The organism is Quadrisphaera sp. DSM 44207 (assembly GCF_900101335.1).
In the GTDB taxonomy this organism is placed as follows: Bacteria; Actinomycetota; Actinomycetes; order Actinomycetales; family Quadrisphaeraceae; genus DSM-44207.
In genome coordinates, this window is record NZ_FNKA01000001.1 from 498,853 (window position 1) to 519,870 (window position 21,018).

At 78.0% G+C, this 21,018-nt stretch carries 18 protein-coding genes; 5 read left to right on the plus strand and 13 right to left on the minus strand.

Features of this window, described 5'->3' with window-relative positions; genetic code table 11:
• The first annotated feature begins 3 nt into the window (after positions 1-3).
• Positions 4-1,296 carry a DUF58 domain-containing protein gene (locus BLS82_RS02355; protein WP_092861229.1) on the plus strand — a complete coding sequence of 431 codons (1,293 nt, stop codon included), beginning with the start codon at positions 4-6 and terminating at the stop codon, positions 1,294-1,296.
• A 147-nt stretch (positions 1,297-1,443) separates the two neighbouring features.
• Here BLS82_RS02355 and BLS82_RS02360 read toward each other — a convergent pair whose 3' ends face one another.
• Entirely contained in the window at positions 1,444-1,845 is a 402-nt protein-coding gene (locus BLS82_RS02360) for a helix-turn-helix domain-containing protein (RefSeq protein WP_255378061.1), read from the minus strand.
• Positions 1,846-1,956: 111 nt separating this feature from the next.
• Here BLS82_RS02360 and BLS82_RS15550 point away from each other — a divergent pair, with 111 nt between their 5' ends.
• Positions 1,957-2,124: a VOC family protein gene (locus tag BLS82_RS15550; protein ID WP_176818885.1), complete on the plus strand. Its 168-nt coding sequence runs from the start codon at positions 1,957-1,959 to the stop codon at positions 2,122-2,124.
• 58 nt (positions 2,125-2,182) lie between these two features.
• On the opposite strand, the gene BLS82_RS02365 is transcribed toward BLS82_RS15550, so the two are convergent.
• From BLS82_RS02365 to BLS82_RS02375, 3 genes are all read right to left on the minus strand, one after another.
• Entirely contained in the window at positions 2,183-3,802 is a 1,620-nt protein-coding gene (locus BLS82_RS02365; protein ID WP_218123460.1) for a chemotaxis protein CheW, read from the minus strand.
• A 25-nt stretch (positions 3,803-3,827) separates the two neighbouring features.
• Positions 3,828-6,284, minus strand: coding sequence for a methyl-accepting chemotaxis protein (locus BLS82_RS02370; protein ID WP_092861231.1), 2,457 nt, complete (start codon positions 6,282-6,284; stop codon positions 3,828-3,830).
• Positions 6,285-6,407: 123 nt separating this feature from the next.
• Positions 6,408-7,403 carry a stage II sporulation protein M gene (locus BLS82_RS02375; RefSeq protein WP_092861233.1) on the minus strand — a complete coding sequence of 332 codons (996 nt, stop codon included), beginning with the start codon at positions 7,401-7,403 and terminating at the stop codon, positions 6,408-6,410.
• A gap of 46 nt (positions 7,404-7,449) precedes the next feature.
• Here BLS82_RS02375 and BLS82_RS02380 point away from each other — a divergent pair, with 46 nt between their 5' ends.
• A complete protein-coding gene (locus BLS82_RS02380; protein WP_218123461.1) occupies positions 7,450-8,277 on the plus strand; it encodes an RDD family protein in 828 nt (275 codons plus the stop codon).
• Between the two features lie 22 nt (positions 8,278-8,299).
• Here the strand turns inward: BLS82_RS02380 and ahcY are convergent, their stop codons facing one another.
• The 5 genes from ahcY to BLS82_RS02405 form a co-directional block, all read right to left on the minus strand.
• On the minus strand, positions 8,300-9,799 hold the full coding sequence (ahcY, locus tag BLS82_RS02385) for an adenosylhomocysteinase (RefSeq protein WP_092861235.1): 1,500 nt from the start codon (positions 9,797-9,799) through the stop codon (positions 8,300-8,302).
• A gap of 169 nt (positions 9,800-9,968) precedes the next feature.
• Positions 9,969-11,015: a DUF808 domain-containing protein gene (locus tag BLS82_RS02390; protein ID WP_092861237.1), complete on the minus strand. Its 1,047-nt coding sequence runs from the start codon at positions 11,013-11,015 to the stop codon at positions 9,969-9,971.
• A gap of 117 nt (positions 11,016-11,132) precedes the next feature.
• Entirely contained in the window at positions 11,133-12,263 is a 1,131-nt protein-coding gene (locus BLS82_RS02395) for an SIS domain-containing protein (protein WP_092861239.1), read from the minus strand.
• Positions 12,260-12,493, minus strand: a complete 234-nt coding sequence (locus BLS82_RS02400) for a Trm112 family protein (protein ID WP_092861241.1) — start codon at positions 12,491-12,493, stop codon at positions 12,260-12,262. Before BLS82_RS02400 ends, BLS82_RS02395 begins: the two co-directional genes overlap by 4 nt.
• Positions 12,490-13,920 carry a phosphomannomutase/phosphoglucomutase gene (locus BLS82_RS02405; RefSeq protein ID WP_092861243.1) on the minus strand — a complete coding sequence of 477 codons (1,431 nt, stop codon included), beginning with the start codon at positions 13,918-13,920 and terminating at the stop codon, positions 12,490-12,492. The genes BLS82_RS02400 and BLS82_RS02405 overlap by 4 nt, the downstream gene beginning before the upstream one ends.
• Positions 13,921-14,132: 212 nt before the next feature.
• Between BLS82_RS02405 and BLS82_RS02410 the strand changes: the two genes are divergently transcribed.
• Positions 14,133-14,555, plus strand: coding sequence for a hypothetical protein (locus tag BLS82_RS02410; RefSeq protein WP_143028714.1), 423 nt, complete (start codon positions 14,133-14,135; stop codon positions 14,553-14,555).
• Positions 14,556-14,603: 48 nt separating this feature from the next.
• Here the strand turns inward: BLS82_RS02410 and BLS82_RS02415 are convergent, their stop codons facing one another.
• Positions 14,604-14,969, minus strand: coding sequence for a DUF3499 domain-containing protein (locus BLS82_RS02415; RefSeq protein WP_092861247.1), 366 nt, complete (start codon positions 14,967-14,969; stop codon positions 14,604-14,606).
• A 99-nt stretch (positions 14,970-15,068) separates the two neighbouring features.
• On the opposite strand from BLS82_RS02415, the gene BLS82_RS02420 reads away from it, so the two are divergent.
• On the plus strand, positions 15,069-15,515 hold the full coding sequence (locus tag BLS82_RS02420; RefSeq protein ID WP_092861249.1) for a metallopeptidase family protein: 447 nt from the start codon (positions 15,069-15,071) through the stop codon (positions 15,513-15,515).
• A gap of 47 nt (positions 15,516-15,562) precedes the next feature.
• Here the strand turns inward: BLS82_RS02420 and BLS82_RS02425 are convergent, their stop codons facing one another.
• From BLS82_RS02425 to BLS82_RS02435, 3 genes are all read right to left on the minus strand, one after another.
• The gene (locus BLS82_RS02425) at positions 15,563-17,287 is read right to left on the minus strand and encodes a DUF5719 family protein (RefSeq protein ID WP_143028715.1); all 1,725 of its coding nucleotides are present in this window, start codon (positions 17,285-17,287) and stop codon (positions 15,563-15,565) included.
• An 8-nt stretch (positions 17,288-17,295) separates the two neighbouring features.
• Positions 17,296-20,526 (minus strand): glycosyltransferase, encoded by a 3,231-nt coding sequence (locus tag BLS82_RS02430; RefSeq protein ID WP_143028716.1) that lies wholly within the window; start codon positions 20,524-20,526, stop codon positions 17,296-17,298.
• 163 nt (positions 20,527-20,689) lie between these two features.
• Positions 20,690-20,992: a WhiB family transcriptional regulator gene (locus BLS82_RS02435; RefSeq protein ID WP_092861255.1), complete on the minus strand. Its 303-nt coding sequence runs from the start codon at positions 20,990-20,992 to the stop codon at positions 20,690-20,692.
• Positions 20,993-21,018: the final 26 nt, after the last annotated feature.

Here is a 21,018-nt window from a genome sequence, read left to right on the forward strand (position 1 = left end):
CTCGTGGCGCTGACGGGCCGGGCGGTGCTGCTCGTGCTGCTCGGGGTGCCGGTGGTAGCGCTGGCGCCCGGGTGGCGCAGCGCGGCGCTGTGGCTGCTCGGCGTCGTCGCGGTCGTGGCGCTGGACGTCGCCCTGGCCGCCTCCCCGCGCGCCCTGGAGGTCGAGCGCGACCTGCCGGCGTCCGTGCGCCTGGGCGAGCCCGTCGAGGGGGTCCTCGTCGTCACCAACACCGGCTCCCGGCGCCTGCGCGGGGTGCTGCGCGACGCCTGGCCGCCGTCGGCCGGGGCGGACGGCGCCCGCTCCGCCCTCGACGTGCCGCCCGGGGAGCGGCGCCGGCTGCGCACGGCGCTGCGCCCCACCCGCCGGGGGGACCGGCGCGTGGAGGTCGTGGTCGTGCGCTCACGAGGCCCGCTGGGCGTCGCCGCGCGCCAGGCGAGCCTGCCCGCGCCGGGGGCGCTGCGCGTGCTGCCGCCGTTCGCCTCCCGCCGCCACCTGCCCGGCCGGCTGGCGCGCCTGCGCACCCTCGACGGCTCGGCGAGCGCGTCGGTGCGCGGGCAGGGCACGGAGTTCGACTCCCTGCGCGAGTACGTGCCCGGCGACGACGTCCGCTCCATCGACTGGCGCGCCACCGCCCGCGCCTCCTCGGTGGTGGTGCGCACGTGGCGGCCCGAGCGCGACCGGCGGGTGCTCGTCGTCCTCGACACCTCGCGCACGTCCGCGGGCAGGGTCGGCGACGCGCCCCGCCTGGACGCCGCGATGGACGCCGCGCTGCTGCTCGCGGCGCTGGCCTCGGCCGCCGGTGACCGCGTGGACCTGCTCGCCGCCGACCGCCGGGTGCGCGCGTCGGTGACCGGTGTGCGACCGCCGGGGCTGCTGGCCGCGCTGGTGCAGGCGATGGCGCCCCTGGAGGCCTCGCTCGTGGAGGCCGACTGGTCGGCGGTGGTCGCCGAGGTGCGCCGGCGCATGCCGCACCGCGGGCTGCTGGTGCTGCTGACCCCGCTGGAGGCGGCCGCGGTGGAGGAGAGCCTCCTGCCGGTGCTGCCGACCCTGCTCGCCGCGCACACCGTGCTCGTCAGCTCCGTCGCCGACCCGGCCGTGGACGCGATGGTGGCCTCGCGCGGGGACGCGCCGTCCGTGCTGACCGCCGCGGCCGCGGAGCGGGCGCGCCTGGAGCGGGCGGCGCTGGTGGCGCGGATGGAGCGCTCCGGCGCGGAGGTCGTCGACGCGCCGCCGGAGCTGCTGCCGCCGCGGCTGGCGGACGCCTACCTCGCCCTGAAGGCCGCCGGCCGGCTCTGAGCGGGTCAGGGCCGGCTCAGGTGGGCAGCGCGGCGAGCAGCTGCGGCAGCGCCTGCTCCACCTGCGGGCGGAAGGCGGTGGTGCCCGGCGGGGCCGCGCCAGCCCGGTTCTGCCCCCGGCAGACGCCCGGCAGGGCCGGCGGGGTCGTCAGGCGGCGAGGGCGACGACGTCCCCGCGGGGCACCGCGGCGGTGCCGGCGCTGCGCCGCGACGCCAGCTGCCCGCCGGCGCCAGGAGCGACCGGGCGCAGGCCGCGCGAGCGCGCCAGCTCCCGGTGCGCCAAGCGCAGCAGGTCGAGCAGGTCCACGCCGAGGGCGCGGCAGATCGCCGCCAGCACCTCGGACGACGCCTCCTTGCGGCCGCGCTCGACCTCCGACAGGTGGGCGATGGACACCCCGGCCTGCTCGGCGACGTCCCGCAGCGACCTGCCCTGCTCGCGCCGGACCCGGCGCAGGCACTCCCCGATCACCCGGCGCAGCAGCACCCGCCCACCCTCGCCCCTGCGGCGGACGGCGTCCAGCCCGACCCGCCGCTCGATGCGGGGCGTCACGCACCCGGCTCCTCGCCCGTGCTGCCGTCAACCTCCTCGCGCGGGACGTCGACGTGCCCGAGGGGCCGGGCGGGGCTGTCGGTGGCCGGTGCCGGGGTGGGTGGGTGGGTGGTGGTGGTGCAGTCCGTCGTCCTCGGCGTCGCCGACCTGGACCGCGCGGTGCGGTTCTGGAGCGCGCTGCTGCACCTGCGGCCCCGCGAGGAGGACCGCACCGCGCGGTGGTGCGCCCTCGACCCGGTCTCCGGCGAGGGCCCCCTCGTGGACCTCGACCACGCGTGAGCGCGCCCCGGCCGGCGGCGGGTGCCGCCGGCCGGGGCGCGCGTCGCTGCCGGAGGACTCAGACGAGGGCGCCTGCCGGCACCGGCTCCTCGGGCGCCGTGCCCTCGGGCGCCGTGCCCTCGGGCGCCGGATGCGCACCGGGCACCGGCCCCTGGACGGCGCGGGCGAGGGCCCGCAGGTCCAGGTCGGGCAGCAGCCGGGTCTGCTCGCCGACCTGCACCAGGCGCGAGGTGTGCAGCACCCGGGTCAGATCCGCCGGCGTCGGGCCGGGCACCTGCTCGGGGTCGCACCACGTCAGCGGGTCGATGCCGCGCAGGCCGTCGACGGCGAAGGCGACCGAGCCGCCGTCCACCGCGACCAGCAGCAGGCAGGACGCCGCCGTGACCGGCGCCGGGGTGCGCCCGAGGATCTGCGCCAGGCACAGCACCGGCACGGAGGCGCGCCGGTGCACGACCACGCCCCGCACGGCGCCGCCGACGCCCGTGTCGGTGATCGTCGTGGGCACCGGGAGGATCTCGGCGACGTGCTGCAGCGGCGTGGCGAGGTCCACCCCGGCGGCGTACGTCAGGTACGACTCGCCGCTGACGACGGCGCCCCCGCCCACCTCGGTCGCGGCGGTCGTGGCCACCACCGGCTCGGCGCCCACCGCGGTGTTCACCGACGCCAGCGCGACGAGCTCGGGAGCCGAGAGCAGCGCGTCCTCGTCGAGGACCAGGCACGGGCCGGTGCCCTCGAGGTCGGCCATGCCCACGAGCAGCTCGGCGCGCGGGACGGCGAACGCCGGCACGGGCAGGACGTCCTCGACCGGCAGCTCGACGAGCTGCAGCAGCTCCGACAGCGCGAGCACGACGTAGCCGTGCCCGAGGTCGAGCACGAGCCCGGCCCCGGTGTCCTCCGCCGCCAGGGGCTCGAAGCCCAGGAGGGCCAGCGGGTCGACGACCGGCACCTCCCGGTCGGCGAAGTCGAGCACCCCGCGGCACAGCGCGCCGTCCAGCACCGACGGGCGCGCCGCCGAGGAGGGCAGCGTGGTGTGCACGCGGGCGACGTCGAGGGCGAGCCGGTGGGGGCCGCACTGCACGAGCGTGACCGTGCGGCCCGCCCCCCGCCGCGAGACGCCGTCGGCGGCCCCGCTGATGGCGGTCGCTCCGCTGGTGACGTCCTCCACGGTCGGCACGCCGGGCAGGGAGAGCAGCACGGCCGCGTCCAGGACGCTGACCACGCCGCCGGCTCCCGGCTCGCGGAAGGTGTGGGAGAGCACCGTGCCCGCGCCCCTCGCGCTCGCCGTCGTCATGGCCAGCAGCGCGGAGGCCCGCAGCCGGGTCACCTCGACCACCTCGTCGACGAGCAGACCGAGCAGCTGGCCGCCGGAGGCGACCACGACGACGACCTGGTCGGCGTCGCGCGCTGCGGGCAGGTCGATGAGGGAGCGCAGGTCGACCACGGGCAGCACCAGGTCGCGCAGCTCCATCGCCCCCAGCAGGCCCGGCGCGGCCACCGGCAGGCCGGCGAGGACGGCCGGGCACGGCACGACCTCGCGCAGCGCCGCCAGCGGCAGCGCGACGTCCATGCCGGCCAGCCTCAGCAGGCCGTAGACGGTCTCCTCACCGGCGTCGGGCAGCACCCCGGGCAGGGCCCCGGACAGGGCCCCGGGCAGGGCCTCGGGCAGGTCCTCGGACACGGCAGCAGCTCCTCGTCCGCGCCGCTCAGAGGGTCCCGACGTCCGACAGCTGGGCGATCAGGCGGTCGACCTCGCGCGAGGCGTCCTGCTGCACCCGGGTGGACTCGGAGATGGTGCGGATCGCGTCGCTGGTGCGCTCGACGCTGGCCACGATGCGCTCGAAGGCACTCTCGGCGCGCTTGGAGACCTCGGAGCCCTGGTTGACGCGCTCGGCGGACTCCTCGATCAGCTTGCCGATCTGCTGGGCCGCCTCGAAGGAGCGCTCGGCGAGCTTGCGCACCTCGCCGGCGACGATGGAGAAGCCGACGCCGTGCTCGCCGGCGCGGGCGGCCTCGATGGAGGCGTTGAAGGCGAGCAGGTTCGTCTGGTTCGCGATCTCCCCCATCACGCGCACGATCTCGCTGATGGACACCGACGAGCGCTGGATCAGGGCGATGGCCTCGAGGGAGGCGCGCAGCGCCTCCACGCCCTGCTCGGCGTTGCCCTGGGTCTCCTCCGCCAGGCCGGTGGCCAGGGTGGAGTTGGCGGCGATGTCCTCGATGGAGCCGGCGAGGTTGCGCACCGAGGCGGTCATGTCGCGCGTGCCCTCGTTGATGCGGCGCTCGCGGTCCACCTGCGCGGTGACGTCGTAGGCGTACTTGACGACCTTGAAGGGCCGCCCCGACAGGTCGAGGATCGGGTTGTAGGTGGCCTGGATGTGCACGTCGCGGTCGAACTTGCCCTTGCGGTGGAAGCGGCCGGAGATCAGCTCGCCCTTGGACAGGCGCAGCCAGAAGTCCCGGTACTCCTCGGAGCGGGTGTAGTCCTCGGTGCAGAACTGGCTGTGGTGCTGGCCGACGATCTCCCGCAGCGAGTAGCCCATGGTGCGCAGGAAGTTCTCGTTGGCGCTGAGGACGACGCCCTCGAGGTCGAACTCGATGACGGCCTGGGCGCGGCTGACCGCGGTCACGCGCGCCTCGATCTCGGCGTTGCGCAGCTTCTCGCCGGTGACGTCGGAGGCGAACTTGACGATCTTGAACGGCTTGCCCGAGTCGTCGAGGATCGGGTTGTAGGTGGCCTGGATCCAGACCTCCTTGCCGCCCTTGCCGAACCGCTTGAACTCGCCCGACTCGAACTCGCCGGCGCCGAGGCGCTCCCAGAAGTCGGTGTAGGCGTCGGTCTGGGTGTAGGCGGGGTCGCAGAACATGCGGTGGTGCTTGCCCTCGACCTCCGCCAGGGAGTAGCCCAGGACGGCGAGGAAGTTGGCGTTGGCGGTGAGGATCTTGCCGGTCAGGTCGAACTCGATGACGGCCTGCGCGCGGTCCATCGCGGCGACCTTGCCGAGGAACTCGGCGTTGGCCAGCTTCGCGGCGGTGACGTCGGAGGCGAACTTCACCACCTTCACCGGCCGCCCCTCGAGGTCGAGGATCGGGTTGTAGGTGGCCTGCAGCCACACCTCCCGACCGCCCTTGGCCAAGCGCTTGTACTCGCCCGACTCGAAGTTCCCCTCGGCGAGGCGCTCCCAGAAGTGCTTGTACTCGAAGCTGGCCACCAGCTCCGGGGTGCAGAACATGCGGTGGTGCTTGCCGACGACCTCGGCCAGGGAGTAGCCCATCGCGTCGCAGAAGTTCTTGTTCGCGGTCAGGATCTTGCCCGTCACGTCGAACTCGATCACCGCCTGCGCCCGGTCGATCGCGGCGACCTTGCCCTCGAACTCGGCGTTGGCCAGCTTCGCGGCGGTGACGTCGGAGGCGAACTTCACCACCTTCACCGGCCGCCCGTCCACGTCCAGGATCGGGTTGTACGTGGCCTGCAGCCACACCTCCTTGCCGCCCTTGGCCAGGCGCTTGAACTCGCCGGTGACGAACTCCCCCGCCGCCAGCTCCTCCCAGAACTGCCGGTACTCCGCCGAGGCGGCCAGCTCCGGGGTGCAGAACATGCGGTGGTGCTTGCCGACGACCTCGGCCAGGGAGTAGCCCATCGTGTCGCAGAAGTTCTTGTTCGCGGTCAGGATCTTGCCCGTCACGTCGAACTCGATCACCGCCTGCGCCCGGTCGATCGCGGCGACCTTGCCCTCGAACTCGGCGTTGGCCAGCTTCGCGGCGGTGACGTCGGAGGCGAACTTCACCACCTTCACCGGCCGCCCGTCCACGTCCAGGATCGGGTTGTACGTGGCCTGCAGCCACACCTCCTTGCCGCCCTTGGCCAGGCGCTTGAACTCGCCGGTGACGAACTCCCCCGCCGCCAGCTCCTCCCAGAACTGCCGGTACTCCGCCGAGGCGGCCAGCTCCGGGGTGCAGAACATGCGGTGGTGCTTGCCGACGACCTCGGCCAGGGAGTAGCCCATCGTGTCGCAGAAGTTCTTGTTCGCGGTCAGGATCTTGCCCGTCACGTCGAACTCGATCACCGCCTGCGCCCGGTCGATCGCGGCGGCGATCCCCTGGTGCTCGCGCACGGTCGTGTCGTCCGCCGCGGTGGCGGCGCGGGCAGCGGTGGTCGACATGTCAGGCAACTCCTCGAGATGAGCGGTGCGTCCTGACGGGTCCTTCGTCACGGACGGCCGCGACCTTGAGGGCCGGGACGTCGAGGGCCGGGAACTGGGGGCCGGGAACTGGGGGCCGGGCGCTCAGCCGGCCACGGGCCGGACGTCGCCCGCCTGCTCCGGGCGCAGGTCCCCGGTCTCCCCGGCCGCGACCGCGCGCCGCCCGAGCACGCCGCCGTAGGCGAGGAAGGCGCCCAGCGCCGCGGCGCCGATGCCGACCCGCGCCCAGGTGGGCAGGGGGCTGGGGGTGACGAACCCCTCCAGCACCCCCGAGACGGCGAGGACCACGACGAGCCCGAGGGCGACGGTGACCAGGGCCCGGCCCTCCTCGGCGATGGCCCGCGAGCGCGGCCGCGGGCCCGGCTCGACCCAGGCCCAGAACAGCTTCAGCCCCGCGGCCGCGGCCACGAACACGGCGGTCAGCTCCAGCAGGCCGTGCGGGAGGATGAGCCCGAAGAAGACGCCCCCGCGGTCGAAGGCGAGCATCAGCCCGGCCGCGGTGCCCACCGCGAGCGCGTTGTTGACGAGGACGAGCACCACCCATCCGCCCGTGATGCCCAGGGCCACGCACTGGGCGGCGATCCAGGCGTTGTTGGTCCACACCCGGGCGGCGAAGGAGCCGGCGGGGTCCTCAGAGTAGTAGGCGGCGAAGTCCTCGTCGACGTACCGGCGCAGCTCCTCCGGGGCGCCCATGGCCGCCACGACCGCCGGGTCGCCCGCCACCCACGCGGCCGTCGCCGAGGAGACCAGCAGGAAGGAGGCGGTGACGGCCGCCGTCCACCAGCGGAGGCGCCACAGCGCCGCCGGGAAGGAGACGACCGCGAACCGGGCCAGGTCGCGCCACAGGGGCTCGCGGGCGCCGGTGAGCCGGTTGCGCGCGCCCGCGACCAGGGTGCTCAGGCGGCTGAGCAGCACCGGGTCGGGCGCGGCCGAGCGCACCTGCGACAGGTGCGTGGCGGCGCGCTGGTACAGCAGCACCAGGCGGTCGGCCTCGGTGCTGCTCAGCCGGCGCCGGCGCAGCAGCGCCGCCAGCTCGTCCCACTCGTCGCCGTGCACGGCGACGAAGGCCTCCACGTCCACCGCGGTCCTCCCGGTCGCCGCCCTCGCCGGACACTAGCCTGGCGCGGTGAGGAGCGGGGACGACGCGCTGGTGCTGCCGGGCGAGGTCGTCACCGGCGAGGCCGTGCTGCTCGACCTGCGCCCGGCGTCCTTCCTGCCGCGCGCGCTGGCGCTGGCGGTCGACGTGCTGGTGCTGGCGGCCGTCGGCGCCGCGCTCGCGCTCCTCGTCGGCCTCGCCGCGCCCGGGCTCGACGTGGCCGCGCTCTCGGCGCTGGCGCTCGCCGCGACCGTCGGCGTCCTCGTCGTGCTGCCCGCCGCGTGGGAGGCGCTCAGCCGCGGCCGCTCCCCCGGCAAGGCCGCGCTCGGGCTGCGCGTGGTGCGCGACGACGGCGGGCCGGTGCGGGCGCGCCACGCCGCCGTGCGCGCCCTCGTCGGCTTCGGGGAGATCTGGCTGGCCGGGGGCAGCGCCGCGGTGATCTGCTCGCTCGTGCACCCGCAGGGCAAGCGGATCGGGGACCTGCTCGCCGGCACCCGCGTCGTGCGCACGCGCGCGGCCCGGCAGGCGCAGGCGCCGCTGCTCGCGCCGCCGCAGCTGGCCGCCTGGGCGGCGTCCGCCGACATCGGGCGGCTGCCGGACGCGCTCGCGGTCTCCGCCCGCCAGCTGCTCGCGCGCGCCGACGGCCTGCACCCGGCGTCGCGCGCCCGGCTGCTGGAGCAGGCGGCCGCCGCGGTGCTCGCGCGCGTGGCGCCGCCGCCGCCCGCGGGCAGCGCGCCGGAGGCGGTGCTCGCCGCCGTCCTGGCCGAGCGCCGCGACCGCGAGCTGGTGCGCCTGCGCCGCCAGCGCGAGCAGCGCGACGCCGTCGCCGAAGACCTGCGGCGCCTGCAGGGCCTGTGACCCGCTCGGGGCCCGTCGGGGCTCAGTAGCGGTAGTGGTCCGGCTTGTACGGGCCGGCGACGTCCACGCCGAGGTACTCGGCCTGCTCCTTGGTCAGGTCGGTCAGGCGCACGCCGAGGGCGTCCAGGTGCAGCCGCGCGACCTTCTCGTCGAGGGCCTTGGGCAGCACGTGCACGCCGACCGGGTAGTCGTCGGCCTTCGTGAACAGCTCGATCTGCGCCAGCACCTGGTCGGAGAAGGAGTTGGACATCACGAACGAGGGGTGCCCGGTGGCGTTGCCGAGGTTCAGCAGCCGGCCCTCGGACAGCACGATGATGCTGTGCCCGTCGGGGAAGACCCACTCGTGCACCTGCGGCTTGATCTCCACGCGCCGGATGCCGGGGATCCTCGCCAGGCCGGCCATGTCGATCTCGTTGTCGAAGTGCCCGACGTTGCCGACGACGGCCTTGTCCTTCATGGCGGCCATGTGCTCGGCGGTGATGATGTCGCGGTTGCCGGTGGCGGTGATGAACAGGTCGGCGGTGGCCACGACGTCCTCCACGCGCGCGACCTGGTAGCCCTCCATCGCCGCCTGCAGGGCGTTGATCGGGTCGATCTCGGTGACGACGACGCGCGCGCCCTGGCCGCGCAGGGAGTCCGCGCTGCCCTTGCCGACGTCCCCGAAGCCGCAGACCACGGCCACCTTGCCGCCGACGAGGACGTCGGTGGCGCGGTTGATGCCGTCGATGAGGGAGTGGCGCACGCCGTAGGTGTTGTCGAACTTCGACTTCGTCACCGCGTCGTTGACGTTCATCGCCGGGAACCGCAGCACGCCGTGGCGGTGCATCTCGTACAGGCGGTGCACGCCGGTGGTGGTCTCCTCGGTCACGCCGCGGATGCCGGCGGCCAGGCGCGTGAACCGCTGCGGGTCCTGCTCGAGGCTGCGGCGCAGCAGGTCCAGGACGGCGCGGCGCTCCTCGGAGTCCTCCTCGGACGCGGCCGGGACGCCGCCGGCGGCCTCGTGCTCCGCGCCCTGGTGCACCAGCAGCGTGGCGTCGCCGCCGTCGTCGAGGATCATGTTCGGCCCGGTCGCGCCGTCCGGGCCGCCCGGCCAGCGGAAGATCCGGTCCGCGCACTCCCAGTACTCCTCCAGGGTCTCGCCCTTCCAGGCGAAGACGGGCACGCCGGCGGGCGCCTCGGGGGTGCCGCCGCTGCCCTCCGGCCCGACGACGACGGCGGCCGCGGCCTCGTCCTGGGTGGAGAAGATGTTGCAGCTGGCCCAGCGCACCTGCGCGCCGAGGGCGACCAGGGTCTCGATGAGCACGGCGGTCTGCACCGTCATGTGCAGGGAGCCGGCGATGCGCGCGCCGGCGAGCGGCTTCGACTCGCCGTACTCCTCGCGCAGCGCCATCAGGCCGGGCATCTCGTGCTCGGCCAGGCGGATCTGGTGGCGGCCGGCGTCGGCCAGCGACAGGTCTCGGACCTGGTAGTCCACAGCAGTGCCTTCCTCGGGGCTGACGGGGGCGCAGCGCCGCGCGCGCACCCGGCCCGGGTGCGCGGCTGAGCGCTGCGGCCCGGCGCGGCCCCTCTGGGCCAGTGGTCACCACCGGCGCCGAACACCTCCCAGCGTAGCCGCCGGACGGAGTCCGCACGCGGTCACCGGAGCGTCCCGCACGGCTGCACGCCACCTGTGTCGAGGGCGGGGCCGCGGGTCAGGGGACCTGGCGGTCCGCGCGGCCGGCGGGGTGGGCGCCCGAGCCCGGCCGCGCGCCCGCCCCCGCGGACCCGCCGGTTCCCGCGCCGCCGCGCAGGGAGGTGGTCCCGTCCGCGGTGCGGGAGGCGCGGCGGTGGACGGTGAGGGTCATCACCAGGACGACCACCGCGCCGACGACGAGCCCGAGCAGGGCGCTCGCGGCGGTGTTCACCAGCCAGCCGACGACGCCGCCGAGCGCCCCGGTGGCCGCCGCCGCGGCCTCCTCCAGGTGGTGCACGCCGTCGTAGAGGGCGTCCAGGCCCAGGTCGTGGCTGCCCACGAGGAGGATGTGCCCGCCGACCCACAGCATCGCCGCGGTCCCGACCACGGTCAGCGCGGTCAGCAGCCGCGGCATCCCCTTGACCAGCCCGCGACCGACCCGGGCGACGCCCGGGCTCGGCTTCGCCGCCAGGTGCAGCCCGACGTCGTCCATCTTCACGATCAGCCCGACCACCCCGTAGACCAGGACGGTGATGCCGACCGCCACGATCGCGAGGATCACCGCCCGGGAGGCGAACGGCTGGTCGACCACCTCGTTGAGGGCGATGACCATGATCTCCGCGGAGAGGATGAAGTCGGTGCGCACGGCGCCGCGCACGATGGTGTCCTCGTCCAGCAGGGTCGCCGCGTCGGCGTGGGAGGCGCCGTGGTGCCCGCTGAGGCGGGCCCAGACCTTGTGGGCGCCCTCGTAGCACAGGTACGTGCCGCCGATCATGAGGAGCGGGGTGAGCAGGACCGGGAGGAACTGGCTCAGCAGCAGCACCACGGGCAGGATGACCAGCAGCTTGTTGCGCAGCGACCCCCTGGCGATGCGCTTGATGATCGGCAGCTCGCGCTGGGCGGCCAGGCCGTGCACGTACTGCGGGGTCACCGCGGTGTCGTCGACGACGACGCCGGTGGCCTTCGCGCTCGCCCGTGCGGCAGCGGCCCCGATGTCGTCGACGGAGGCAGCGGCCGCGCGCGTCAGCGCCGCCACGTCGTCGAGGAGGGCGACGAGTCCGCTCACAGCAGTCCTTCCGGGGGGTCGGGGCACGACGGCGGTCCGAGGAGGACCGCCGTCCGACGAGGTTCCTCCTCCCGAGCGGACTCAGCACCTCCAGAGCCGCTCGGGTGGCGCAGCGGCTCAGGCCAGGGCGTCGCGCAGGTCGGCCACGTGGGGGCTGATCGCCGGGTCCATCCCGGAGCCCAGCGCCAGGTAGGTCGCGGCGAAGTCGGTGCGCGCCACCAGCAGGCCCAGCCGCTCCAGCTCCGACGCCTCCTCGGCGACGACCTCGCTGACGCGCACCCCGGAGCGCTCGGCCAGCGCCAGCACCGCGTGCGAGGCCGCCTCGGCGCGCTCGCGCAGCAGCAGCAGGCGCAGCCGCGGCCCCGCCGGGGCCTCGTCGAGGAAGGGGTCGGCGAAGACGTCGTCCGGGCTGGAGGCGAAGGGGCCCCCGAAGGTGGCCACGACGTCACCGGCGTCGTCCGGCAGCGTCCCCGCCATCGCGGGCACGCGGGCGGTGCGGGCCAGCACGGTGGCCGCGCGCGCGGCGGCGACCGCCGAGACGGGGCCGTCCCCGAGCACCACGGGCACCGAGCCGGCCAGCTCGACCGCGAGGGACTTGGCGGGGTTGACGAACGTCTCCGACGACGGGCGCGCCGTCGCGGCCTCGGCGTCGAGGGCGTCGGCGAGGCGCTCGAGGTCGGCCGGCTGCGCGGTGAGCAGCCCGAGGCGGTCGCACGCGACGAGCACCGGGGTCAGCAGGGACCACAGCGCGGTGCGCGTGGTGGGCACCGCCACGGCGTCCCGGCCCGGCGCGGGGGTCGGCACGTGCGCGCCGCGCACCTGGGCGCTGACCCGGCTGAGGGAGGAGTCGGCGCCGCCGACCGTGACCACCCGCGCCCCGCGGCGTCCCGCCTCGGCGACCAGCGTCGTCGCCGGTGAGGAGGAGCCCGACAGCGAGACGGCGACGACGAGGTCGAGGGGCCCGATCCAGCCGGGCAGGACGTCGCCGGTGCGCACGTGCACCGGCACCGGCGAGGCGGCGCCGGTCAGGGCGGCGACCGCGTCGCCGACCACCGAGGCGCCGCCGCGGGCGGCGACGAGCACCGCGCGCGGGCGGTCCCCGGCGTCCAGGCGGTGCAGCCCCGCCTCGGCGGCCAGGTCGGCGGCGCGGCGCACCTGCGCGCCCGCGCCGGCCAGGGCGCGCAGGACGCCGGAGGGGTCGGCCTCCGCCAGCGCGTCGGGGTCGTCGAGGAGCTGCTCGTCGATCACCGGTCCTCCCCCGTCCCCGCCGCGGGCCGGGCCTCGTCGGCGAGCAGCACCGGCACGCCGTCCAGCACCGGGTAGGCGACGGCGTGGCCGGGGTCGGTGCACCGCAGCTCCAGGCCCCCCTCGGGCCCCGTCGCGTCCAGCAGCCGCGCGCGGTCGGCGGGGCAGCGCAGCAGCTCGCGCAGCCACGGCTGCTGCCAGGGCAGCCCCGCGCCGGCCTCCTGCGCGCTCACGCGGCGCCGCCGCGCACCTGGGCGAGCACGGCGTCGCGCACGGAGGCCATGGTGGCCTCGTCCGCGCCCTCGACGTTCAGGCGCAGCAGCGGCTCGGTGTTGCTCGGGCGCAGGTTGAACCACCACGACGGCTCCTCCCCCGGCGGGGAGGAGACCGTGAGCCCGTCGAGGTCGTCCACCCGCCCGCCGCGCGCCGTCCACGCCTCCTCCACCGACCGCGTGATCGCGGCGACGTCGTCCACGCGGGAGTTGATCTCGCCGCTGGCGGCGTACGGGTCGTGCTCGGCCAGGAGCTGGGAGAGCGGGCGCTCCTGCTCGCCGAGCGCGGCGAGCACGTGCAGGGCCGCGAGCATGCCGGTGTCGGCGCCCCAGAAGTCGCGGAAGTAGTAGTGCGCGGAGTGCTCCCCGCCGAAGACGGCGCCCGTGCGGGCCATCTCGGCCTTGATGAAGGAGTGCCCGACCCGGGTGCGCACCGGGGTGCCGCCGGCGCGCTCGACGAGCTCGGGCACCGCGCGGGAGGTGATGAGGTTGTGCAGCACCGTGCCCCGCCCGCCCTCGCGGGCCAGCTCGCGCAGCGCGACGAGGGCGGTGACGGCGCTGGGGCTGACCGCCTGCCCGCGCTCGTCGACGACGAAGCAGCGGTCGGCGTCCCCGTCGAAGGCGAGGCCGAGGTCGGCGCCGTGCTCGCGCACGGCGGCCTGCAGGTCGCGCAGGTTCTCCGGCTCCAGCGGGTTGGCCTCGTGGTTGGGGAAGCTGCCGTCGAGCTCGAAGTACAGCGGGACGACGTCCAGCGGCAGCGCGGGCAGCCCCGCCGCGGTGCCGAGCACGGCCGGCGCGGTCAGGCCCGCCATGCCGTTGCCGGCGTCCACGACGACGCGCAGCGGCCGGATCCCGCCGAGGGGGACCAGGGAGCGCAGGTGGGCGGCGTACTCCCCGAGCAGGTCGCGCTCGGTGCGCGCGCCCGGCCGCGGGGCCGGCGGCACGCCGTCCCCGGCGGGGTCGAGGTAGGCCTGCGCGAGGTCGCGCACCTGCGCCAGGCCGGACTCCTGGCCCACCGGCCTCGCGCCCTCGCGGCACAGCTTGATGCCGTTGTAGGCGGCCGGGTTGTGGCTGGCGGTGAACATCGCGCCCGGCGCGTCCAGGGAGCCGCTGGCGAAGTACAGCCCGTCGGTGGAGCACAGGCCGATGACGAGGACGTCGCCGCCGCGGTCGGTCACGCCCCGCGCGAAGGCGTCGACGAGGCCCGGGGAGGTCGGGCGCATGTCGTGGCCGACCACCATCGCGCCCCCGCCGCCGGCGACGCCGAGGACGTCCGCGGCGGCGGCGCCGAGGGCGCGGGCCACCACGGGGTCCAGCTGCTCCGGGGACAGGCCGCGCACGTCGTAGGCCTTGACGATCCTCGACAGGTCCAGCGGCGCCTCCGGCATGGCCGCGAGCGTAGCCAGCCGCTCACCCGCCGGTGTCAGCACCGGCGCGCGCCCGGGCCCGTGCTGGTGCTGACACCCGGTCGTGCCCGGTGCGTCCGGTGCGTCCGGTCGGTCCGGGATGTCGCGACGCGCCGCATCCTCAACGCCGCGCGGGGCCCTGCCGATGGGACGGCGTCCGCGGCGCCCTCGCCGCCGCTCGCCTGGAGGCACGCATGCCCCGCACCGCCGCTCCCCGTCCCGCTCCCCGCACCGCTCCTGGTCCCACCGCTCCTGCCACCACCGTCGTGCCCGACACCACCGTCGTGCCCGACACCGCCGTCGTGCCGGGCACCACCGTCGTGCCCGACACCGCCGTGGTGCCGGCCGCAGCCGCCGTCCCGGCGCAGCGATCGCGCCGCCCGCGCGCGGCCGACCCCGCGCAGCCGCTGGGCTCCCTCACGCAGCGCGAGCACCGCCGCGAGGACGCGTGCCCCGCGTGCGGCGGGCAGCGGCTGGTGCGGCTGTCGATGACCCTGACCGACGGGACGCCGGTGCGCTTCACCTCCTGCCGCCGGTGCGAGCACCGCCGCTGGGAGGCCGCGGGCGACGAGCTGAGCATCGACAGCGTGCTCGACCACTCCCGCAAGCAGGGCTGAGGCGCCCTCCGGGCCGGGTCAGTCCGGGCCGGGTCAGTCCGGGCCGGGTCAGTCCGGGCCGGGATCGCGCAGCACCCGCAGGTGGCCGCGGCGGCCGACCTCGGCGCCCACGGCGGCGGCCGGCGCGACGACGGGCTCCGGCGCGGGCCGCGCCGCCTCGCGCACGGCGTCCGCCAGCGCGAGCAGGTCGTCGTGGCTGTGCCGGTGCTCGTAGGCGTCCTGCTGCAGCCGCACGACCTCCCAGCCGCGGGGCGCGGTCAGCCGCTCGGCGTGCGCGGGGCACAGGTCGTAGTTGTGCGGCTCCGCCACCGTCGCCAGCGGACCCAGGACCGCCGTGGAATCGGCGTAGACGTACGTCAGGGTCGCGATGGCCGGGGCCCCGCACCCGCTTCTGCTGCACCGCCTCGAAGCCACGGCCAGACGCTACTCCTCCGCCGCGCGGTCCGTCCGCTGATCCGCGCATCCGCCGCGCGCGCCGCGGCCCGCGACCGGCCCGCCACTAGCCTGGCCGCCATGGCCGCACCCTCGGCGCCGCGCGCCTCCCGCACCCGCCGGCGCGACCGCCACGGCCGGGGCCTGCGGGGTCCGCTGCTGCCGGTCGGGGTGCCGGGCGCCCGCACGCGCGCCGAGCGCTTCGACGACGTCGTGCTCGGCTCCGTCGAGCGGCTGGAGCGGCGCTGGGCCGAGCAGCTGTCGCAGATCGAGTTCGCCGTCGAGGACGTGCCGCCGCCGGACGCCGTCCGCCCCGAGCGCGACGAGGTGCCCCTGGGCCGGTTCGAGCCGGCCGCGGACGGCGCGGGCCCGCGCGTGGTGGTCTACCGGCGGCCGCTGGAGACGCGCGGCGCCGACGAGCCGGACCTGGCCGCCCTCGTGCACGAGGTCGTCGTCGAGCAGGTCGCCTCCGCGCTCGGCGTGGAGCCGGAGCAGGTCGACCCCCGCTACCCCGGCGACGACCGCTGAGGCGCACCGCCGGGACGCCCCTGGAGCGCGCACCGGGACCGGGCCCGTCAGGGCGTGCCGGAGACCCGCACCGCCACCTGGTCGGCGCCCGGCGCGGGCGCGGTGACCGGCAGCACCGAGAGCAGCCCGCCGCCGCCGGGGCCGGGCAGGTCCAGCCGCAGCGCGGCCACCACCGCGGGCGCCCCGTCGACCGGGGTGAGCAGCAGCCCCACGGGCAGCCGGTCACCGGCGCCCCGGAGGTCCACGACGTCCACGCGCACCGCCCGCCCGGCCGGCACCTGCAGGCGCTGGGGCGCCAGCGCCGTGCCGGCCGCGTCGAGCACCCGGACGTCCACGGCGGCGCCGCCCTGCGACCCGTCCGCGGCGTCGTCCGCGGCGTCGTCCGATGCGGCGGCGAGGACGAGCGCGCCCGATGGCGGGTCGCCGTCCCCCGCGCCGGGCGGCGCGGCCAGGGCCGTGGGGGCGTCGACGGCGGTGGCGGAGGAGGCCCACGCCAGGTCGCTCGCGCCGTCCGCGCCCGGGGCCGAGCGCAGCAGCGCCGAGGCCACCACGGGCCCGTCGGCGTCGACGAGCAGCGCGTGGTCGCCGGGGGGCGCGCCGTCCAGGCGCACGTCGACGACCGAGCCGGGCGGGACGGTGACGGCCGGGGTGGTGCCGGCGGGCGTGGAGGTGCCGTCCGGGCCGCGCAGGGACCACTCGGCGACCACGGGCCCGGTGCCGGGGTTGGCCAGGCGCAGCGCCGGCGGCGCGCCGCCGGCGACGACCGCGACGCCGGGCACCACGGCGCGCAGAGCGGCGGGCGCCGCGGGCAGGAGCACCTCGGTGCCGCCCGGGGTCAGGCCCCGCAGCACCTGCTGCACCGCCCACGCCGCCACGCCCGCGCCGCTGGAGCGCACCTGCACGGCCAGGCGGCCGGCGCCGGGCACGACGCCCTCGAGCAGCACCGAGCGCTGCTCCCCCGCGGCCAGCGCCAGCGCCTGCAGGCCCGCCGGCTGCTGCGCCCCGTCGGGCGTGAGCACCGTGACGTCGACGCTGGCGGCGGTGCGCCCGGGGTTGGCGAGCACCAGGCGCACGGAGGAGCCGACCTCGGTGCTGCCCCCGACCAGCCACTGCTCGGACGCGGGCGGGACGCAGGGCGCGGCGGCGAGGCCGCGCAGGTCCCCGGACGGCGCCACGGCGGCGGTGACCCCGGCGGCCAGGGCCGTGCCCTCCGCCACGGGTGCGGCGGTGGCCAGCAGCGTGCCGGCGCCGCGCACGTCCGCGCCGACCAGCTGACCGCGCACCTGCCCGAGCACGGGCGCCGCGGCCGGGGCCCGCCCGTCCTGCTGCCCGTCCTGCTGCCCGTCCTGCTGCTCGACGGCCGGCTCGAGCGCTAAGGCCGGGCCGTCGTCCGGCTGCTCGGCGCCGAGGCGCAGCACGCGCGCGACGGTCGCGGCGGGCACCGCCGGCTGCGCGCCGGGCAGGCCGGCCACGGCGCCGGGCGCCTGCGGGGACAGCGCGGTCGGCGGCCCCGGGCACACGAGGGAGCCCGCCGCCGCGGGCACGCGCACTCCCGCGCCGGCGGTGCCGGCGGCCACGGCCGGCGCGGGAGTGCCGGTGGCGCAGACGGCCACCACCACGGCCAGGACGGCGGCCGGCGGCGCGGCCGCGGCCAGCGCCGGGCGCAGCCCGGGCCAGCCGCCGGGCCACCCGCCGGGCCGGCGCAGCTGCCCGGCCCAGCGGGCACGGCGCCGGACGGCCTGCGGCCCGGGGTCGGGAGTCGGGTCGGTCACGGGGTCGGTCATAGGGTCGGTCTCCGTCGGGCGCCGGGCACGGGCACGGCCAGCAGTCCGGTCAGCAGGAGCACGAGGCCCTGCAGGACGGTCCACGCCGACGCCTCGGGGTCGGAGCGCACGACCTCCAGGGAGCCGCCCTGCGCGGGGACCTCGAAGGCCGCCGCCCAGCCGGCGTGCTGCACCGAGCGCAGGGGGCGCCCGTCGAGGGTGGCGCGCCAGCCCGGGTCCGCGCGCTCGGCGAGCACGACCGTGCGCCCGCCGGCGCCCTCGGGGGCCGGCGGCAGCTGCGCGACGACGTCCGCGCCGGAGGACGGCAGGGCCGTGACGACGGTGCCGTCGGCGGCGAGCAGGCGCGCGCGGGCCGGCCGGTCGGGCGCGTCGGCGCCGCCGCCGCTGGCCGGGACGACGCGGTGCAGCACGCCCGCCGGAGCCGCGCCGGCCCGCGCGAGGCCGGGCACGGCGTCCAGGGGGCTGGAGCCGTCGGCCGGGGCCCCGGACGAGGTGGATGCAGCGGTGGCGGAGGTGCGGGCGAGGACGAACCCGACGCCGAGGTCGGCCAGCAGGGGGCGCGGGTCGGTGCGCCCGGCCACGAGCACGGCGGCGGCCGAGCGCAGCGCCTGCTCGGCGGCGTCCGGGGCGCCGGTCGACGGCCGGGCCAGCGGCCCCTCGACGCGGGAGGCCGCCCGCACCGCCGAGGCGTCGGCCAGCGACGCGCCGCCGCGCTGCAGGGACGCCGCGGCGGAGCCGTCGTCGGCGAGGTCGAGCACGAGGGTGCGCACGGCGTCCGGGGAGGCCGCGGCGTCGCGGGCGACGGTCGGGGCGGCCGGCTGCACCCGGCGCAGGTCCTGCTCGCCCGCCAGCTGCGCGGCCGCGGCCGCGCCGAGCGCGAGGGCCGGGGCCAGCAGCGCCAGGGCCGTGCCGGTGGCCAGGGCGGTGCGCGGCCCGCGCGCGGCCCTGGCCCGCACGAGCGCGGGCGCCGGGCCGGCGAGCGCCGCGGCGAGGCGCGCGGCGCCGTCCAGCGCGACGACGCCGAGGCCGAGCAGCAGCAGGCTGGTGCCGGCGCCGGCCCAGCCGGTCACGGCGGGCACCTGGCCGGTGCCGGCGGGCAGGTCCAGGGTCGTCACCGCCGTGCGGCCGGCCACCAGCGCGACGGCCAGGCCCGCGGCGGCCAGCGCCCAGCCCAGCCGCGACGCCGGCGCCGGGGCCCGGCCGGCGCCGGCGCGCGCCGAGGGCCGCGAGCGGGCGCCGAGGGCCGCGAGCGCGGCGGCGGCGAGCAGCGCGCCGGGCAGCAGCACGAGGGGGGAGGCCACCGCCTGCGGGGCCCCGAGCAGCAGCTGCCAGGACGGCGCGGGCGCCGTCGGCACCGGCCAGGAGGGGTCGGCCAGCAGCACCCGCGGATCGGCCAGCGCCGGTGCGAGCAGCGGGCCGAGAACGGCCACGGGGGCCAGCAGGGCCCAGGCCAGCGGGCTGCTCCAGCGGCGCAGGAGCACGAGCGCGGGCGGCAGCGCGAGCAGGACCAGCAGCAGCGCGGGCGCCCCGGCGACGGCGGCGCAGGCGGCGAGCCCGGCGCCAGCGGCCGCCGGCAGGGCGCGGCGGCGGGAGCGGGACGTCGCCGCGCGCGCCAGGCCCAGGGCGGCCCAGGGCAGGGCCAGGTGCGCGACCAGGGCCGCGATCCGGCCGGTGGCGACGGCGGCGGTCAGCGGCGGCGCGGCCGCCCACGCCAGGCCCGCGGCCGCGCGCAGCGGCACCGAGCGGGTCAGGGCGCCGGCCGCGACCCAGCCGCCGAGCCCGGCCAGGGGCGGGGCCAGCAGCACGAGCGCGGTCACCGCGAGGCCGGGCGAGGCGCCGGCCGGCACCGACAGCGCCCACAGCACCGACAGCCACGGGTCGGCGGCCGCGGAGGAGCCGAGCCCGGCCGGCTGCCACGGCGTGCGCGCCGCGCGCCACAGCTCGCCCAGGGACGGCGCGGGCGCGAGCGCGCCGCCGACGAGGTCCCCGCGGCCGACCAGGCGGTGCTGGCCGAGCGCGCTCGCGGCGGTCAGCACGGCGAGCAGCGCCGCCAGGGCCGTGCGCTGCCCGCGGCGGCGCTCGGCCGCGGCGGCCTCGGTCACCGGCGGCGGCTCGGCGTCCGGGGCCTCCCCCGCGCCGGGCAGCCACGTGCGGCGCGCGACGCGGTCGCGGTGCCACCCGAGCACCTCGCGCCGCCCGGCGAGCAGGGGGCGCAGGGCGCGGCGCGGCAGGCGGCGGGTGCGGGCGGCGGCGCGGCGCGCCGTCCACAGCCGCCCGGGGCGCAGCAGGGCGGCGAGCACCGCGGTCAGCTCCGCGGGTGCGCGGTCGGGCTGCTTGGTGGCCATGCGGCCCAGGGCGCGCAGGACGCCGCCGGCGAGGGCGGCCAGGGCGACGAGGGGCAGCAGCGGCAGGGCCGCGCCCGCGAGGAGGCCGTGGGTGCGGTGGCGCCGGTCGGTCCAGCGCGGGGCGCGGGAGGCGGGCGTGGGCCGCTGGCCTCGGCGGGTGGCGTCGGCGTGGCGCACCACGGCACCGGGCACGACGATCACGCGGGCCCCGGCGAGGCGGGCGCGCCGGCACAGGTCCAGGTCCTCCCCCAGCACCGGCAGGGCCGGGTCGCCGCCGAGGGCCTCGAGCAGGTCGGCGCGCACGAGCATGCCGGCGGTGGAGACGGCCAGGACGTCGTCGCGGTCGTCGCGCTGGCCCTGGTCGGCGTCCCCGGCCTCGACGCCGGTCAGGCGGCGCCCGAGGGGGCTGGTGCTGAAGCCCGCCTCCTGCAGCAGGGCCGGGTCGTCCCACTCGCGCAGCTTGCAGCCGGCGATCCCGACGGACGGCGCGACCTCGACCGCGGCGAGCAGGCGCTCCAGGGCGTCGGGGGCGGGAGCGCCGTCGTCGTGCAGCAGCCACACCCAGTCCGGGGCCGGGGTCGGGGTCGGGGCCGGGGCCGCCTCGGAGGGCTCGGCGGCTGCGGCGGCGGCCTCGGCGCGGGCGGCGTCGTGCGCGAGGCGGTCGGCGTCCGCGGCGGCCAGCGCGGCGCGCACGGCGTCGAGGAAGCCCGCCCGCCGCTGCACGGCCAGCGGCGCCGAGGGCAGCAGCTCCTGCAGCAGCAGCGCGGTGTCGTCGCGGGAGGCGGCGTCGACGGCCCGGACGTCGTCCGGGCGCCGGGTCTGCGCCGCCACGGCCGCCAGCACCTCGGGCAGCCACCGCTGGCCCTCGCAGGAGACCAGCACCGCCAGCACCCGGGAGGGGCGGCGGGCCGGTCCTGCGCCGCCCAGCGGCGGCCGGGGCCGCGGCAGCGGGGGGACCTGCTGGTGCCCGCCGCCGGGCGCCGGCGCCGGAGCGGTCGCGGGGGCGCCGGTGAGCGCCCGCCCCGCGACGTCCAGGGGCCCCAGCTCAGACCGCCCGGCGCTTGACGCGGCGGCGCTCGCGCTCGCTCAGACCGCCCCAGATGCCGAAGCGCTCGTCGTTCTCGAGGGCGAACTCCAGGCACTCCACGCGCACTTCGCAGGACAGGCACACGCGCTTGGCCTCGCGCGTGGAACCGCCCTTCTCGGGGAAGAACGCCTCGGGGTCCGTCTGGGCGCACAGCGCGCGCTCCTGCCAGCTGACCTGCTCGGTCCCGCGCTCGGCGGGCTCGGTGCGGGGGCGCGGGATGCCCAGGGAGATGGCCGAGAGCTGACCGGTGTCCGTGCTCATGTCGCGTACCCCTTCCGGTGGTTCGA